Origin of the sequence: Gordonia sp. UCD-TK1 (assembly GCF_001691435.1) — a bacterium.
Lineage (GTDB): Bacteria > Actinomycetota > Actinomycetes > Mycobacteriales > Mycobacteriaceae > Gordonia > Gordonia hongkongensis.
In genome coordinates this window covers 20,213-35,861 of sequence record NZ_LZMP01000003.1, presented here as the reverse complement: position 1 = coordinate 35,861, position 15,649 = coordinate 20,213, and the positions used below count along the sequence as shown (strand labels likewise).

General features: G+C 67.5%; 15 protein-coding genes. 8 read left to right on the top strand and 7 right to left on the bottom strand.

The window, feature by feature from the left end:
• Nucleotides 1-276 precede the first annotated feature (276 nt).
• Genes A9310_RS03140 through A9310_RS03130 form a run of 3 tightly spaced genes read left to right on the top strand, consistent with a single transcriptional unit; the run spans nt 277 to nt 5,382 of the window.
• Nucleotides 277-2,103 (top strand): dynamin family protein, encoded by a 1,827-nt coding sequence (locus A9310_RS03140; RefSeq protein ID WP_065629346.1) that lies wholly within the window; start codon nt 277-279, stop codon nt 2,101-2,103.
• Complete coding sequence (locus A9310_RS03135; protein ID WP_065629345.1) at nt 2,100-3,524, top strand: GTPase; 1,425 nt, start codon at nt 2,100-2,102, stop codon at nt 3,522-3,524. The genes A9310_RS03140 and A9310_RS03135 overlap by 4 nt, the downstream gene beginning before the upstream one ends.
• Nucleotides 3,525-3,555: 31 nt before the next feature.
• Entirely contained in the window at nt 3,556-5,382 is a 1,827-nt protein-coding gene (locus A9310_RS03130) for an Hsp70 family protein (protein ID WP_065629344.1), read from the top strand.
• 60 nt (nt 5,383-5,442) lie between these two features.
• Here the strand turns inward: A9310_RS03130 and A9310_RS03125 are convergent, their stop codons facing one another.
• The 3 genes from A9310_RS03125 to A9310_RS03115 form a co-directional block, all read right to left on the bottom strand.
• The gene (locus A9310_RS03125; protein WP_065629343.1) at nt 5,443-6,342 is read right to left on the bottom strand and encodes an SHOCT domain-containing protein; all 900 of its coding nucleotides are present in this window, start codon (nt 6,340-6,342) and stop codon (nt 5,443-5,445) included.
• Between the two features lie 201 nt (nt 6,343-6,543).
• The gene (locus A9310_RS03120; protein ID WP_065629342.1) at nt 6,544-6,735 is read right to left on the bottom strand and encodes a hypothetical protein; all 192 of its coding nucleotides are present in this window, start codon (nt 6,733-6,735) and stop codon (nt 6,544-6,546) included.
• A 186-nt stretch (nt 6,736-6,921) separates the two neighbouring features.
• A complete protein-coding gene (locus A9310_RS03115) occupies nt 6,922-7,578 on the bottom strand; it encodes an MspA family porin (RefSeq protein ID WP_065629341.1) in 657 nt (218 codons plus the stop codon).
• A 276-nt stretch (nt 7,579-7,854) separates the two neighbouring features.
• Between A9310_RS03115 and A9310_RS24955 the strand changes: the two genes are divergently transcribed.
• The gene (locus A9310_RS24955; protein WP_139104514.1) at nt 7,855-8,904 is read left to right on the top strand and encodes a hypothetical protein; all 1,050 of its coding nucleotides are present in this window, start codon (nt 7,855-7,857) and stop codon (nt 8,902-8,904) included.
• A gap of 85 nt (nt 8,905-8,989) precedes the next feature.
• Here A9310_RS24955 and A9310_RS03105 read toward each other — a convergent pair whose 3' ends face one another.
• Entirely contained in the window at nt 8,990-9,688 is a 699-nt protein-coding gene (locus A9310_RS03105) for a hypothetical protein (protein ID WP_065629340.1), read from the bottom strand.
• A 183-nt stretch (nt 9,689-9,871) separates the two neighbouring features.
• Between A9310_RS03105 and A9310_RS03100 the strand changes: the two genes are divergently transcribed.
• Nucleotides 9,872-10,312 (top strand): hypothetical protein, encoded by a 441-nt coding sequence (locus A9310_RS03100; protein ID WP_065629339.1) that lies wholly within the window; start codon nt 9,872-9,874, stop codon nt 10,310-10,312.
• A gap of 20 nt (nt 10,313-10,332) precedes the next feature.
• Nucleotides 10,333-10,893, top strand: coding sequence for an RNA polymerase sigma factor (locus A9310_RS03095; RefSeq protein ID WP_065629338.1), 561 nt, complete (start codon nt 10,333-10,335; stop codon nt 10,891-10,893).
• A gap of 18 nt (nt 10,894-10,911) precedes the next feature.
• Here the strand turns inward: A9310_RS03095 and A9310_RS03090 are convergent, their stop codons facing one another.
• Nucleotides 10,912-12,864 carry a MucR family transcriptional regulator gene (locus A9310_RS03090; RefSeq protein WP_175401066.1) on the bottom strand — a complete coding sequence of 651 codons (1,953 nt, stop codon included), beginning with the start codon at nt 12,862-12,864 and terminating at the stop codon, nt 10,912-10,914.
• Between the two features lie 55 nt (nt 12,865-12,919).
• Complete coding sequence (locus tag A9310_RS26540) at nt 12,920-13,345, bottom strand: Rv3235 family protein (protein WP_368072713.1); 426 nt, start codon at nt 13,343-13,345, stop codon at nt 12,920-12,922.
• A 375-nt stretch (nt 13,346-13,720) separates the two neighbouring features.
• Here A9310_RS26540 and A9310_RS03075 point away from each other — a divergent pair, with 375 nt between their 5' ends.
• Together A9310_RS03075 and A9310_RS03070 are read left to right on the top strand one after the other, a co-directional pair.
• A complete protein-coding gene (locus A9310_RS03075; protein ID WP_139104513.1) occupies nt 13,721-14,221 on the top strand; it encodes a lipoprotein LpqH in 501 nt (166 codons plus the stop codon).
• 403 nt (nt 14,222-14,624) lie between these two features.
• Entirely contained in the window at nt 14,625-15,152 is a 528-nt protein-coding gene (locus A9310_RS03070) for a hypothetical protein (RefSeq protein WP_065629333.1), read from the top strand.
• 173 nt (nt 15,153-15,325) lie between these two features.
• Here A9310_RS03070 and A9310_RS03065 read toward each other — a convergent pair whose 3' ends face one another.
• Nucleotides 15,326-15,643, bottom strand: a complete 318-nt coding sequence (locus A9310_RS03065; RefSeq protein ID WP_065629332.1) for a hypothetical protein — start codon at nt 15,641-15,643, stop codon at nt 15,326-15,328.
• Nucleotides 15,644-15,649: the final 6 nt, after the last annotated feature.

Here is a 15,649-nt window from a genome sequence, read left to right as displayed (position 1 = left end):
AACCCCGAACGGTTCCCCCGAAACCCGGATCTGCACGATCCTCTTGTTCGGCTGCAGAATAGTGCGCCCACCTTCGCGCCCCCACAGTCGGGTCTGCCATCGCGGGCGAACGGTCCGCGGCGGTAGCCGCGGACAGTGAGTCCGGGCCGGGGTCCCGCACGATCATCTGGGCCTGCACCGCCGGCGCCTGACGCCCAGCGTTTTGCGTTGCCCTGCCGCTTCGACCAGCATGCTTTCCATGACCGGTCGGGGGAACGGCGGCACCGCTACGAGACGATGGTCGGCGTGAACGCGCCCGCAGCACCCCAGACGGGGGTTGATGCGGCCGCGGCGGCGGTCGTGGCTGAGGCGGGAAAAGTGCTGCGCGCCTACAAACACGACGCCGTCGCCGACCTCGCCGAGACGAAACTGCATCGGGCCCCGCAGCGCACCGTGGTGGTGGCCGGCGAGGTGCAGCGCGGCAAAAGTTCGCTGGTCAACGCCCTGGTCGGCTACCGTGACCTGTGCCCGGTGGGGGTTGATGCCACCTCCTCGGTTGCGGTGTCGGTCACCACCACCGGTGATCTGCCCGCCGCTTATGCCGCCGAGTTGTTCTTTCCCTCCGGCCCGCGGCCGGCTGAGATCGGCGAGCTGGCCGACTGGGTGACCACTGGCGGGCGCATGGTGTGTGATCGCAGCGTTGAGGAGCTGCCCACCGCGGCGGCGATCGCGCTGCGTGAGGCGGCGGTGGCCGATATGACCCTCATCGACACCCCCGGTGTCGGCGGCCTGGACCCCGGTTTGGCGAAACTGGCCGCGCACTCCACCCAGCAGGCGTGCGTGCTGGTGCTGGTCTGTGATGCCTCCGCCCCGATCACGGCCCCGGAGATGACCTTCGTTCGCGAGGCCAGCGCTGGTGTCGATGCCGTCGTCGTGGCCGTGACGAAAACCGACAAACACCTGGGCCGCTGGCGGGCGATCGTCGCCGAGAACCAGCGGCTGATTGCCGAGCACCTGGGGCGCACGGTGCCGGTGATCGGGGTGTCGAGCCTGCTCGCCGTCCTGGCTGCCGAGACCCCCGACCCGCAGGCGCGTCACCGCCTCGAGGTCGACTCCGGGATCGCCGCCCTGCGCGCGGCGATCACCGACCGACTCGATGCCGCCGCGGCGGCCCCGCACCTGGATGCGGTCCGCACCTGTCTGGACGGGCTGCGTACTGTGCGCACGACCATCACCGACGAGCTCGCCGCGCTGACCGCTGGGGCGAAAGCGTTGCCGGATCTGACCGCCGAACGCGACCGGCTCACCGACCTGCAAGCCCAGTCACGCCAGTGGGAGCAATACCTCGCCCGGGACCTGACCCTGTTGCGGCAATCGGCGGTCGATGACCTCGAACGCCGCCTCGATGGGGTGCGCGAGAAGTGGACCACCTACATCAACAGCAATGGTATGCAGGTGTTGCGGCGCAGCGAACAGAAGTTCACCGCCGACATGCAGGTCGATCTGCAGATGGCGATGGCCGAAACCCTCGCCGGGTTTCTGCACGAGCTGCACGACACGATCATCACCCCACGCTTCGCCGACGACCCCGCGGTGTGGGAACAGATCAGCGACCGCATCGTCGCCTCGATGCAGGACAAGAAGATCGAAACCCACCAGGTCACAAGCAAACGCCAAGGACTGCTCGACCCGACGTTGCTGACCATGGGTGTGGTCGGGTCCTCCACCCTCGGTGGGCTTGTCGGGCTGTCGGCGCTGATGGGTGTCGGCGCCGTCATCGGCGCGGTGTGGGTCGGAGTGAACTTGAGCTTCCGGGCGATCCGCGCCGGCAAAACCAACCTGCTGGCCTGGCTGCGAGAAACCCTGGCCGCCACCAAGACCGCCACCGGCCGACTCCTCGACAGCGCCGTCGCCCAAGCCCGCCCCGACATCGTCATCCGCTACCGAGATCACCTGCGCGCCACCATCGACCAGCTCCAGACCACCATCACCCACGTCCAAGAGGCCGCAGCCGCCGACGCCGCCACCCGCGAGAAATCCACTCAACGTCTCACCTCGAACCTGGCCATCGTCGACAAACGCATCACCGCCGCCCAAGCACTGCTCGACGGAGACCCGACATGAGTAGCGCGACACCAGATTCGGTACACACCACGCTCGACCGCGGCCTGCACCAGCTGGCCGCGCTCGGCGGGGACTGCATCGACCACGCCAACGCGATCGGCACCATCTTGTGGTCACCGCCGCGCGTCGTCGTTGTCGGCCGACTCAAAGCAGGCAAATCCACGCTGGTCAACGCGCTGATCGGCGCCCCGGTCGCCGAGACCGCCGCCCTTGAGGCCACCAACGTCGTCACCGTCTACCGCGACGGGTCCCCGTCCCGGGCCGAGGTCCTCGCCCTCGACAGCACCCGCCACCGCGCCGCGCTGCGCCCCGGAGCCGGGATCGAGTTACCGATCCCGTCAGCCGAGGTCGCCTACGTCGACCGGTGGCTGCCCTCAGCGGCGCTGCGTGAACTCACCCTCATCGACACCCCCGGCCTGTCGACGCTGACCGCCGCCAACGACGCCGCCACCCGCCGGGTGATGATCGACGGCTTCGAACAGACCCGCACCGCCTCCATCGATGCCGATGCCGCGGTGTTCCTCTTCGACGCCGCACCCCGCGTCGATGAGATCGAGTTCCTGCACCGGCTGCCGTTCACCCCGTTGACCATGCTCGGGGTGCTCTCGCGCGCCGACTCCTTCGGCGAAGGCGCCTTCGGCCGCCGCGACCCGCTCACCCACGCCGCCGCCCACGCCGCCACCATGGCCGGCCCGCTGGCCGGGATCGTCCACGCGATCGTCCCGGTGTCCGGGCTGATGGCGCAAACCAGCCACACCGGCATGCTGACCGAACGCCACGCCGCGCTGCTCGCCCAGCTCCGCGACGTCCCACCGCTGGACGTGCTGCGGATCTTCGACTCCGAGGACCCCACCAGCGGGGGAGTACCGCCGGCCGACCGGCGTGAACTCCTCGCCCTGCTCGGCGAGTACGGCGTCCTCAACGGTCGCCGGGTYGCCGCCGACGGCGCCGCAGCGCTCAACGCCTGGCTGGCTGAGCGATCGGGGATCGCCGCCCTGCGCCACGCCCTGACCGCGGCCACCGGACGGTTCGCCGTGCTGCACCGCGCCCACCGCATCCTGGCCCGCCTCGATCAACTGGCGTTCACCCATCCCGCCCGCGACCACATCCGCACCCTGACCGCCGGATTGCGCGCCGACCCGGCCCTGGCCGCGGTGACCGTGCTCGAGGACTACCAACGCATGCTCGACGTCGACCCCGACGCCGCGGTCACCGACGAACTGCGCACCATCCTCACCGCCACCACCCCCGCCGGCCGCGTCGGCCTCGACGGCCACCCACCACCGGCCGCCGTCACCGCCGAAGCCCACCGCCGCCTGGCCGCCGCCCAGCAACGCACCCTGGCCACCCGGTCGGCGGCCGAGGACGCCGCCCTGGTCACCCTCATCCGCACCTACACCGCTCTGGCCGCCGGCCACTGACACCCCCTCCCGCACAGGACGATCCGACACCATGACATCTGCCACCCATGCCTGGTCTCTGGCCATCGACTTCGGCACCAGCAACTCCGCGGCCGCGCATTCGGGCGCCACCAGCCGCAGCATCGAAGCGCTCTCGCTGACCCACACCAGCAACCTGATGCCCTCGGCGGTGTTCGTCGACACCGCAGGCACCGTCCTCGTCGGGGGCGCCGCCCTCAACTTCGCCGCACAGAGCCCGGCCGGGTTCATCGCCTCACCCAAACGCCTCATCGGTGCGCAACCGGCGATCGCAGCCAACGGGCACACCCTGCCGATCTACGCGCTCGTCGCCGCCGTGATGCGCACCATCATCGGCCGCGGGGTCGCCGCACACGCCGGCACCATGCCCGACCGGGTCGTGCTCACCCACCCCGAAGCGTGGGCGCCCCAACAGATCCAGGTCCTCACCGACGCCGCCAGGGCTGCCGGCATCCCGGCCGAACGGATCACCACAATCTCCGAACCCCGCGCCGCGGCCGGGCACTACTCCCGCTCCCACGCCCTGCAACACGGCACCAGGATCGCGGTGTTCGACTTCGGCGGCGGCACCCTCGACATCGCCGTCCTCGAGGTCACCCCCACCAACACCTTCCAAGTCATCGCCGCCCGCGGCGACAACGGCCTGGGCGGCAAGAACTTCGACGCCCTGCTGCAACGCTGGGTCGAGGACCGCCTCGCCGACCGCGACCCCGACCACGCCGCCTGGCTGCGCCGCACCGCCCCCACCGACGCCATCCAGTCCCTGCAGGACTCCATCCAGCAGGCCAAAGAGCTGCTGTCCGAAACGCCGTCGGCCACCATCACCGTGCCCGGCCCGAGCGAACGCACAACCCTGCAGATCACCCGTGACGAGTTCGATGAACTCATCACCCCCGCCGTCGACGCCGCCGTCCACCTCACCCGAACCACCCTCGCCGACGCCGGCCTCACCCACCCCGACCAGCTCACCGCCCTCTACCTCACCGGCGGCTCCTCCCGCATCCCCCTCATCCAGCAACGCCTCGGCGAACTCGGCCCCGTCGCCACCCTCGACGACCCCAAAACCGTTGTCGCCCAAGGTGCGCTGCTCACCGTGTTGGCGGACTCAGCGCCCACCCAGCCACGCGGCATTCCCGAAGCCGCCGACCTCATGCCGACCTGGCACACCCAACCCCGCACGCTGCGCTCCCCAGCACACCCCGACCAGCCCGCCGGAACGCGGCGTCGCTGGCTGCGGATCGGCGCCGCAGCGGCCGCCGTCATCGCCGCCGCCGCGATCGTGACCACCATCGTCACCACCGCCAGCGGCAGCGACGACCCCACCGATGTACCCCAGGCCACCCAAACCCTAGGCACCGACACCACCACCGCCGCCGGACCCACCGGCGAAGACGGCGGACCGATCCTCACCGACCCCGACCAGATCCGCCAGCAACTCCCCGGCGCCCTGCAAGCGCAGATCACCGACTGCACCAACGGCAGTTTCACCGACAACGGCGCCCTCAAGCTGGACTGCAACCTCAACGAGAGCGGGACCCTTAGTGGCCTCAAGATTGCGGGCGGCCTCTCACCCTCGTTGCGGATCCACATCAACGTCGACGACAACGAAGCGGCCCGCGAGGTTCGTAACCTGCGTAACGGGGTCTACAGCGGAGGAAAGGGCACCGTCGTCGAAGACACCAACCGCCAAGCGGCCGCCGAGATCGCGCCGAGCCTGAGCGACGACGAATACGACATCAGCTACGCCAACACCGCTACAGGAGTGATCCTCTCGGTCTCCGAACTGTCGTCGGTAGAGAATGCCCGCACATTCCTCACCCGCTCAGGGCTTATCAGCTGAGTACCTGCCCGCTGCCTCGCATGACGAGGAACCGCGAAGCCCGCAGAAGGCGCGATAGCTCTACATTCGGTCGAGCAGCTCGGTCTTCTTGCGGCCGTACTCCTCGTCGGAGATCAAGCCCTCTGCGTAGAGATCGGCGAGATGACGGAGTGTAGAAGCAATATCGACACGTGGACCAGTGCCTGTCCGGCCAGTCTGGGTGTTCTGTCTGCGCGCGCTCTCTCGGGCGGCTGTGGTCTCGACGACTAGTTCCTCGACGAGTTGCGTCGGGCGAGGCTCGCTGAAGAGCGCGACGTGTGATGCCATGTTGATGGCGATATCCGAAGTGATGAGACCTCTTCGGAAGCCCAATGATTCAATCGCGTCGAACGGGAACACCTCGACACGTGGTCCGAGGTACTCACCCACGTACAGCAGACGCTCGGTGGTAAGGCACAGCAATCCCAACTTCAGCTCGTAACTCCCGTGGAGAACGATGCGCACCCGTTCATCGGGCGCGAGGAGCACGTTGAGGCGGTGAACGGCCCGCCCCAGGACAGGGTCGCTCTCGCCGAAGTTCGCGAGAGCTACGGCAGCTTCAACGTCTGCTCTGAGCGCTCGAGTCGAAGGCGAGACGGCAGGCTGGGGCGCGGACGCCTCCGTTGGGTTCGGTACTTCGGGACCAACAGCGGCCTGGATCGGCATACCAGCCACAACCTCGTCGAGGACGAGGTGATGCTGACGGCCCTTGGTGTCGATACTCCAGTCGACCAGGGTGATGGTGTCGGTCGCAGGGCGGACTCCTGCTGTCAACGTGGCGGCCCACCGATTCTTGAGAATGGCACGTGACGAGTGCGCGGTGATGGGGTTATCGCGGCTCTCGTAGGTGAAGCCGGCCGCAGTTAGACCAGTAAGCAATGCCTGATAGACAACGTCGTAAGGACCGTCGAACTGATCTGTTCGACTCATTTTGCTGCCCATAGGCCATGGACTATAGCTGTCGCCGCAAAGTTCAGAGATCATGTTGCGACCGCTGCCACCGCCCCGGGTCTCTCAATCGCCGAGTGGTCGGACTAGTGGGCTCGTGGCAGTCGGTAGTCGGCGGCGGGGGCGAAGAGCGATCTGCGGGCGGACGTAGAACGTCCACCCGCAGTCATCGGTTCAGCTCTGTCGAGCTGGCTGTCAGGGCCAGGTGAAGTTGCCGGTGCCGCCGACGATGACGTCCTGACCGTCGACGCCGAAGTCGTAGGTCGTCAGCCCGTCGTCGCCGTGCTGCAGCTCAATCGGGGCGGCCGAGGCCAGCCCGCCGCCCAGCAGCGATAGTGCACCGGCCGCCGCGACGGCCGCCACGGTGGACCCGATCGTCTTACGCACTCGCGTCTTACCTACTCGCATCTGAGTGTGCCTTTCGTCATGCCAGCTCTTTGGCTGGACTTCGGTGTTGTGCACGTCTGCGGTCGCAGACCGTGCGCGGCGCACCGACGGTGGTGCGTCCACAGATGGGTTGCTCCCGGGGTGGTGGAATGTTCCCGCCGAACAGCAGATTTGGGGCCGATTGATTTACAGGTAGACGACGCGGCCGTAGACAGCGTTGCCGTCGTTGGCTTTCGGGGTGCTGGTCTTGAGGACGGCGTAGGAGCGGACCGCGACCGGGCCCGCACACCCGTCGATGCTGATGTGGCCTTCGCGGGTGGTGGTCGACGCACGTCCGGCACCGACGGCCTTCTTGTCGAAGGTGACGGTGGTGATCTTGCCCGGTGACATCGTCACCGACAGGCTTGGCTGCAGCAGGGCCTGCGGACTGATCGACAGGTTGCCGCTGGGGCCGGCCGCGCTGACACCGCCGCCGCCGCTACCGCCGATGCCCAGGCTCGCCCCGACACTGCCGGTCACCGATTCCAGCTGCACCGCGCACCCGATCATGTACCCGGCCTCGAGTTCACCGGTGATCGGCGCGCCGGCCTGCCCGGCCGGTGGCGTCAGCGTGGACACCGCCCGCATCGACATGAACGCTTCCCGCGACGTCGGCACCGAGGACAGCGGCGCGACTTTCTGCACTTTCTCGTGGGTGGAGGCGATCGAGGCCCTCCAGCCGTCGTCGGTGACCCAGCTGCGCTGATGCCCCGGCTGGGCCTCGGCGGTGCCGGCGGCGAACCCGCTCGCGACGGCGCCCATCGACACGGCGGCAACGGCAATGGTCATGACGGTCTTGTTCATCGGAGTGTCCTCTGGTCCTGTCGCAGCGAATCGCCACGCCCTTGTGCTGGCAGTCCCGCCTCGTTCATCGGGGCGAGAAATGTGCTCTGCGTGAGCAACTGAGGATTGGTTGCCACGGGGAACCGAGAATGTTCCCGGCAGCACGATGCAGGATCAACGCCGTTGGGCAGGCGGGTGTGTCGTCGGCGCGATCACGGGCAGTTCGGCCCTAGGGTGGCGGCTGGGGCAGCCGCTAGAAGAGCGTGCTGTGGGGGTCAACAGCAACGAGGAGTGGTTGTGGCGCACGTACAGTACGAACATCGGAATGCTGGATTGATCGCCCTCACTGGCGCATTCGCATCCCGCCAGTCCGAGCAGTATCAGAGCTGGCACAACGGCCAGCATCTGCTGAGCATCGGCATTCAGGACGACAAGGACTACACGCTCAACTACGAACCCGGTAAGCCGGGGTTCGACCCACCGCGGCTTCCCGAGTTGACGTTCCTGATCCCTGATGCGTCGGCGCCGATGGTCGTCGATCTCGAAACCCACGACGTCGAGCCCCCGTTGCTGGCTGCTGGCGACGGCTGGGTTCATGTCGAGCAGGGTGGCGCCGAATTCGGCTACCTACCTGTGACGATGCAGCCGTTGGTATGGTCGTCGCAGAGCGAACATGACCGCATCGTCGGCCCGGTGCTGGCATCGATCCCCGACGGCTGGAACATGGTTCGCGTGTCCTGTCGGGACCGGCGGCCCACCGATCCCGCCTTGCAGGTGCGTGTCGACATCTGGCCGATCCCCGGGCCGGCCGGCCTCGAGGTCATCCGCTACACGCCGTCCGGGTCGCGAGCCTCGTTCGAGGACGCTGAGGTGCAGGAACGCATCGACGCCGCCATGACGACCGACACCGCGACCTCTGTGTCTGGACCGCTCGACGCCGACCACTTGGCCAACCTGTCACTGCTGATCCGCGGCGATTTCAGCGATCCCGAGGCCTGGACGACGGTGTCGAATGCGGCGCTGGCTCCCGATCCTGTCGACGGGTTCTCTGCCGATCTCACCCTGGTCGATGACCCCACCTACGACAACATCACCGTCGACGAGCTCGTGAACGCGATCGGGGAACCGCCGCCGTTCTACGTGTTCCTGTGCGATACCCAGACTCTGTCCCATCCCGACCACCCGATCCTGGCCATCAATCTTGACGGCGAGGACACTTCGAATCGGAGCGTGCGGGTCGTGCCCGCTGCGATGTGGTCGATCGAGAACAACCTCGCCCTGGCCAACATGGACTTCGCCGAGTTCGTCGATGCCGCCGACACCGACGGCATCTTCCGCGGATTCTGACGCCGAGGCGGTCAAGCCCACACGCAGCGATGCCCGACCCCCAGCTGGGGGTCGGGCATTCGCTGTGGTTGACCTCGGGCGGGGGTCAGACGAGGGCGTCGCTGTCGTGGCCGCCGGGGGTGGTGTCTTCGGGGGCGTCCGGGGTGTCGCTGTAGGTGCCGGTGTCGTCGCTGTAGAGGTCGAGCTCGCCGTCACCGTCGGTGTCCTGGCCGTAGACGTCGGCCTGGCCGTCGAAGTCGGTGTCGAGCGCGACGGCGTCGAATTGCCCGTCGCCGTCGGTGTCGACAGCGACGGCGTCGATGGCCCCGTCGGCGTTGGTGTCGACGAGCAGGGTGTCGGGTGCGCCGTCGCGGTCGGTGTCGGTCAGCACGGTGTCGGGGGCGCCGTCGGCGTCGGTGTCGAGGGTCTGGGTGACCAGTTGCCCGTCTTCGTAGGAATCGACCTGGGTGAGGTCGCCGTCGGCGTTGAGGTGGGCGACTTCGTCGACGACGCCGTCGCTGTCGAGGTCGCTGGCGATGACGGCGCCGCCGTCGGCGGTCGGTGCCGCTGCGGTGTCGATCTGGCCGTCGCCATCGGTGTCGGCCTCGATCAGGACCACTTCGCCGGCTTCGTCGTAGTGCACGTCGATGGCGTTGCCGGCGTCGTCGGTGGTGTGCACCACCTCGCCGGCCGGGCCGTCGGCGGCTTCCGGGGCGGGGGCGGGTGCATCGGCGGGGGTGGCGTCGGGGTTGTAGGGCTCGTCGGGGCTGATGATGGGGGCGTCGCTGCTGGGGGTACCGGACATGGTGGGTCCTCTTTCGAACTCGGTCTGTGAGCGTGTCGGGAATCTGTTGCCACCAGGAATGAGGAATGTTCCCGCCCACGATCGCCGCGACCCCGAATCCGCGTCTATCTGGCGAGGAGGATTACATCACAGCTGTCGGGACCTGGTCGGGAACACCGTGGGTGGGCCGTAACATCTCACCTGGTGACCGGGCCGACGGCGACCTTCGTCGGCGACCACCTCACCAGAAACGGAGGTCAACACATGCAGGAGGACGAACCGTCGCCGGTTCTGGCGTCACTCGGCATCGACCCCGCCACCCTCGCCGCCGATCTGCCGCCGGGAGTGTGGGACAGCGCGTTGCAGGCCGCCTTCGACCCCGACGCCGTCGCCGACCCCGACACCGTCCCCGACATGGATGACACCACGCCGACCGACGTCGATGAGGACATCGACCTGGGCGACGACGACCCCGACGGCCCGCCCGAGGCGCCGGCTGATCCGCCGGTCGCTCACGCCGCCCAAGACGCCGCCGAGGAGGGACAGCTCCCGCCCGCCGAGGAGGGCAGCGCGAGTGTCGACCTCGCCGACGCGGGTGTCGAGGACCCGCACCCTGGTGCCCACGACACGCACGACGACATCTGAGAATCGGGTTGGGGGAGTTGATGGACGAAGCACGTCTGCTGCTGCAAGCACGTAACGGCGACCAGCACGCCTTCGCCGAGCTCGTCGGCGCTCACCGCACGCACGTGTGGGCGGTGTGCCTCAACATCTGTTCCAACCCCCATGACGCCGAGGACGCCCTGCAGAACACCCTCGTCGCGGCGTGGCAGAACCTGCACAAGTTCCGCGGTGAGTCGAAGTTCAGCACCTGGTTGCACCGGGTGGCCGCGAACAACGCCCTGATGGTCGTGCGGCGCCGCAAAGCCAACACCACCATCACCGACTTCACCGACCCTGACCAGCCGATCCAACTCGTCGACGACGCCCACCAGTCAGCGTTTGATGACCAGATCGCGCTGCGCGACGCGGTACGCGAAGCTCTGGCACAGCTACCCGAGGATTTCCGAGAAGCCGTGGTGCTGCGTGAATTCGGTGATCTCACCTACGCCGATATCGCCGCCCACCAGGGCGTTGGTGTTCAGACCGTCAAATCCCGATTGAACCGAGCCCGCACCCAACTCGCCGAGCTGCTACGCGACACCGCCGCAGCGACAGGTCAATAGCGTCGAACGAGACGTCAATCAGCGAGATTGGTCGTCGAGGAGGGCTGACGGTAGATCGGTCAGGCGTGGCGCGTTCGGGTTGCGGCGGAACCGCTCCGAGTAGCGGGGGTTGGTGGCGACCTGGTGCTGCTGCCGCTCGCGAATCTCGGTGGAGACCAACCCGATGCGCTGTTCGATGCCGTGGCGTTGTTTGTACTCGCGGGCGGTCAGGTCGTGGGTTTCCAGATGGGTGCGGGTCAGCGCACGGAAACGCTCACCGCATTCATGGCACGCGATTGTCTCGCCGTCGTCGTCGAGGTGGCCCCACCAGCCATGTCCTGACCGGCGAGGAGTCGGCGTGGTGGAGGAATCGACGCCTGCGGGGTCGAGTAGCACGCGCTCGCGTCGCCGCTGGATCGAGTGTTCATAACAACGGTCTTGTTTCACCGCCCACCATTCGCATTCGGGTACAACACATTTACGCGCTTGTCCGTTGCGTTCTAACATCTGAATCAGGGTGGCGGACAGATCGTCTTCGGCTTGGTCGGCGATGGTGTCGAGGGCGACCGACAGCGCAGTAGCCACGATGTGCTGGACCCGCTCGGCGGTGAAGCGCCGCTGCCACTGGCCACCCCAAATGGTGGCCGCCAACAGGTCGTCGTCGCAGACACCCGCGGTGCGGTAGACCCGGTCGAGGATGGCGCGCGCATCGCAGACCACCGTGCGCAGGCGGGCGCCGCAGGCAGCGATCGCCGCCACGATGGCGTCGCGATCGGGGCGGTCGGCAGCAGCGATGGCGATGTCGGCGAAGTAGCCGGCGAGGTCATCGACGAGCCGACCACGGCTGTCTTGGCCCAGGTCGCGGATCGCCGCAGCCGGGGTGAACACCGGCAGGCCATCGACGATATCGACGTCGTCCCACGACAACGCCGTCGAGCGGCCTAGATATCGGGCGGTCGTGGTCGTACGTCCACCGTTCTTCGGTGCCTTGGTGATCGCGAGCTGCGGCAGTCCCTCACCGGGCTGGCCGAGGCCATGGATGGCCACGGCGGTCGTGCCGGTGACCACACAGTCAGGACGGGGCGCCGCTAACCGTTGAGCAGGGGTCGAATCCCGCACGGCCGCTACCCAGGCCAGCTGCGCCGCGGGAAGGACGCCCTCACCGGGACGGTCGGCTTCGCGCATCACTCCGTTGGCGACGGGAACCACTAGGCCCGCGTTGCGCAGCTGCACGTGATCGCTGCGGGTCACGCCCTGCTGCTGGAGCTGGGCGCTGGTGATCAGGCCCCACTGGGCCGTCCGCAGCGACGCGGTATCGGCCCATTTGCCAGCCAGCAGTGGGGGCAGGGGAGACGACGGGGCGTCCAGGCGGACACCGGTGGCCGCGATCGCGGCGACGATGGCGGCACGATCGGGGTGCCCCGCCGCGGCTCCGGCGATAGCAGTGAAGTAGTCGGCCAGGTCGTCGGCGAACCGGGCGCCACCGTGTGCGGCGAGATCGCGGATCGCCGCGGCTGGGGTGAAGACGGGCAGTCCGTCGAGGACCGCCACGTCATCCCACGACAGATCTGCCTGGCGAGGAACGATCGCGTAGGTGGCGGTCTGCCGGTGCTGGAAGCGCCCGGTAACTGCCAGCTGCGGCAGCGTCTCGACTGGGGGATCGGCGAGTCCATGCAGGGCCAGCGCGGTGTACGCGGTGACCACATAGTCTGGCCGCTCAGCCGAAAGCCGTTCTTCCGGAGTCGAACCCGGCGCTGCTGACACCCAGGCCAGCTGGGCTGCGGCCAGCAGGTCGTCCGCCGGCGGGCGGGGTTCACGCATCACACCTCTGGCCACCGACACCAGCAATCCGTTGCGCCGGAGCAGAAGCTGACTCGACCCGCTCACGCCGAGGCGCTGGAGTTGGGCGCTGGTGATCAGGCCCCACTGCTGGGCACGCAACGGTGCAGAATCGGCCCATCTCCGAGCCAACACCGACGACTGCGCAACCACCGGGAAAGGATAGGTCACGCCGAGCCGATGACAGATGTCAGCGCCAGCCGTGGACTCAGCGGAACTCGAGAGCAACCAGCTGCCACCGATAGGCGACACGGCCCAGAGTGGATCGGCTGCCCGGCCGCGCGGCGGCACGTATCCGACATGGTCTGCGCTCGACGCGGGCGGCGAATGGCCGCACCTGGCCGTCCGTGGTGACGGAACCGAAGATCTCGGCGCCGCAGGGGTCACACAGCTGTACATGCAGTCGATGCACCGATGGCCCGATCGAGGACTTCTGGGTCCTATCTGCCGTCGCGGCAACCGTCTTCGCGATATGGAAGGCGTCGTGACGGACCAGTACCGCGATCTGGTCCGCGATGGCCGGAGCGACCGTCTCGCCAAGACGAGAAGGTCCTCGATGGCGTCCGATCACCTCGCACACCAGCTGCATGACTGCAACCGAGAAACGGTGGGCCTCCCTCGCGGCTGACGACATCGCCAGTGACGTATTGCCCCTGTGCGCGAGCGGGTCTCGCACTCGGACGGTGCCGCTCGGGGCCGCCGCGCGCACGGACGTGTGCGCAGAAGCCGACCGCATTCGGGGGTGCGGCGGCAGGGATATCCCTGTCGGTGACGCGCGAATCAATGGCTGCACGGTGATGAGTTGCAGCAAGGACCCCGCCTGGTTCCCAGCCGGTGTGTGTTTCGTCGTCGGCGACCCCGGCGGTATGTGACCGATCGGCGCTGCGGCGATCCGGTGCCTTCCCTTCGCGGTCTCGGCCGGTACAGTCCCGCAGCAAGCAAGCAGATCGTGAGCCTCACGACCAGCCCAGGGGGAGACAGAGTTATGGCTAGCCGTCAGCGTTTCGTGGTGCCACTGCTGGTGGCATCGTGGGTAGGCCTCGTAGTAGCCAGATGTTCGGAATCCGATGCCTCCGAAGCCGCGGATACGCGGCCGGAGTTGTCCAAGATCGACATCCCCTACGCCGAACTCAGCGTCACCGTCGACGGCCAGCCACTTCCGGGCATCGACCCGGCTGAGTTCATGTGCTACCGACAGAGCGATTCCATCAGCATCACCGGACAGGACCCCACCGACGGGCAGCCCGGGCTCATTGCCGATCTCCAAGCGGGCAATCCACCGAAACTCGTGAGGGTGTCGTTCGGACTCGATGGGGTCCTTTACACCGCCAAGCGAGGCAAAGGATCGGTCGAAGACGTCTACGAAGACGGTTCCCGAATACGGTTCGCGGGACCGCGGAAAGCTGGGATCTTGCCGTACCTATCACCAAGCAATTCGAGTTCTCGGCAACCTGCAACTGACACCGCACAAGCCTTGGATCGCCGGGTCGCCCGCGGGCGTGGGCAGTGATCGACTCCGCGGCCATCACCCAGCTTCCCGGCGGTCAGTGATCAGCTCGACGTAACACCTGAGGAGCTCAGTTCCACCGACGCCGTGGGCCAGGCATGTCCGGCTGATCGGTCTGAGCGGAACATCACGGCAGCCCCAATGCATCAGACCCTCCGAACAGCCAGCCGATCCGCGGCGGCTCCGGACGGTAAGGACTCGCGATGCCAGGCTGCGTTCCCGCGCTACCCACGCAGGGAAAAGTCGACCGCCGATCGACAGGACCGATGTGACAGCGACGTCGAGGCGAGAGCGCGTCTACCAGCGCCTCGCCGCCGACCTCGCACACGCCGATTCTTCGCCACACTCGCGTGGACACCTCGGCGTAGCCGACACGCGACGGATGTCCTGTCCAACGTGCGTTCTCGTGGACTGGTTGCGCCATGTCGAGGAACGATCCGGGTTCACCGACAGCAGCGAGGTCGATCAACTCCGGATCGATCTCTGCCGGTCGTTGGCCAGCACCGGCACCCGCGATTGCGGCGCCGCCGAGGTTCTCATCGACCAGTTCTACCTTCAGCCACCAGTGAGCGCTGAAGTTTTGACCGAAGCGGCGCAAGCGCTGCGGGAGTTGGCATCCCGCGACCATCGCGACGAACTATCGAGACTCGCAGCAGACCGCGGATTGGGTGCCTGTCGATCGGGGATCCTCGAGTGCCTGACCGAGCATGGCCAGCACGGGGATGTGCATCTCATTGCCGACCAAATCGGCGATCCCAGCGTGCGGGCGACAGCGATAGCCTGCCTTCGACGGTTCCGACCGACCCCAGTCCATCTCATCGGCACGGTCGAGGCCTACCTCTACGACCCCGACAGCGCTGTCCGCGAGCAAGCATCCCGGACCGTGGCAGTCCTCTACGCCGCGATGTTCGCGGCGAACAGCGGCGCAATCTGAGTCCCCGGGGCACCGTCGCGATACCTCTGTCCAACGGCCCGGCAGGCCGGCCCGGCCACGCCCTCTCAGTAGGTCGCATGACGATACACTACTGCGGCGAAGATCTGCGGTGTCGAGTCCCACCGCTGCATCAGCGGACAGAGCTGGGGCCGTCAGGCGGCAGACGTCAGGGGTCAGTCCTGGTCGAAATAGGTCTCCATCGCCTCGATCGTCCGATCCTCGTAGGCCTCCTGGTTGATGAAACGCGCCTCGAAACCCTCTTCGGTGTAGCTGCCCTGGGCGGCCTGCTCCCCGAGGGAGATGATGCGTGCGGCGCGCTCGTCGTCGTAGAGGAGTGATTCGAGCTTCTCGCGCAGACGTTGGAGACCGTCTTCTTCGGAATCCGCTGTCACAGACCAGTTTTCTCCGCCATAGCGGCCCGTCCAGACACCGTTGTCGTCCTCGGTGAGGATGGCACGTTGGGTCACGTGCAACCGTGGTCGCGCATCCACCGATTC

Bases quoted from the DNA above. Each gene is read 5' to 3' on its own strand.
- A9310_RS26540 (WP_368072713.1), bottom strand. From the start codon at position 13,345: ATGTCGTCAGCCGCGAGGGAGGCCCACCGTTTCTCGGTTGCAGTCATG.
- A9310_RS03140 (WP_065629346.1), top strand. From the start codon at position 277: ATGGTCGGCGTGAACGCGCCCGCAGCACCCCAGACGGGGGTTGATGCG.
- A9310_RS03095 (WP_065629338.1), top strand. From the start codon at position 10,333: ATGGACGAAGCACGTCTGCTGCTGCAAGCACGTAACGGCGACCAGCAC.
- A9310_RS03130 (WP_065629344.1), top strand. From the start codon at position 3,556: ATGACATCTGCCACCCATGCCTGGTCTCTGGCCATCGACTTCGGCACC.
- A9310_RS03105 (WP_065629340.1), bottom strand. From the start codon at position 9,688: ATGTCCGGTACCCCCAGCAGCGACGCCCCCATCATCAGCCCCGACGAG.
- A9310_RS03115 (WP_065629341.1), bottom strand. From the start codon at position 7,578: ATGAACAAGACCGTCATGACCATTGCCGTTGCCGCCGTGTCGATGGGC.
- A9310_RS03125 (WP_065629343.1), bottom strand. From the start codon at position 6,342: ATGGGCAGCAAAATGAGTCGAACAGATCAGTTCGACGGTCCTTACGAC.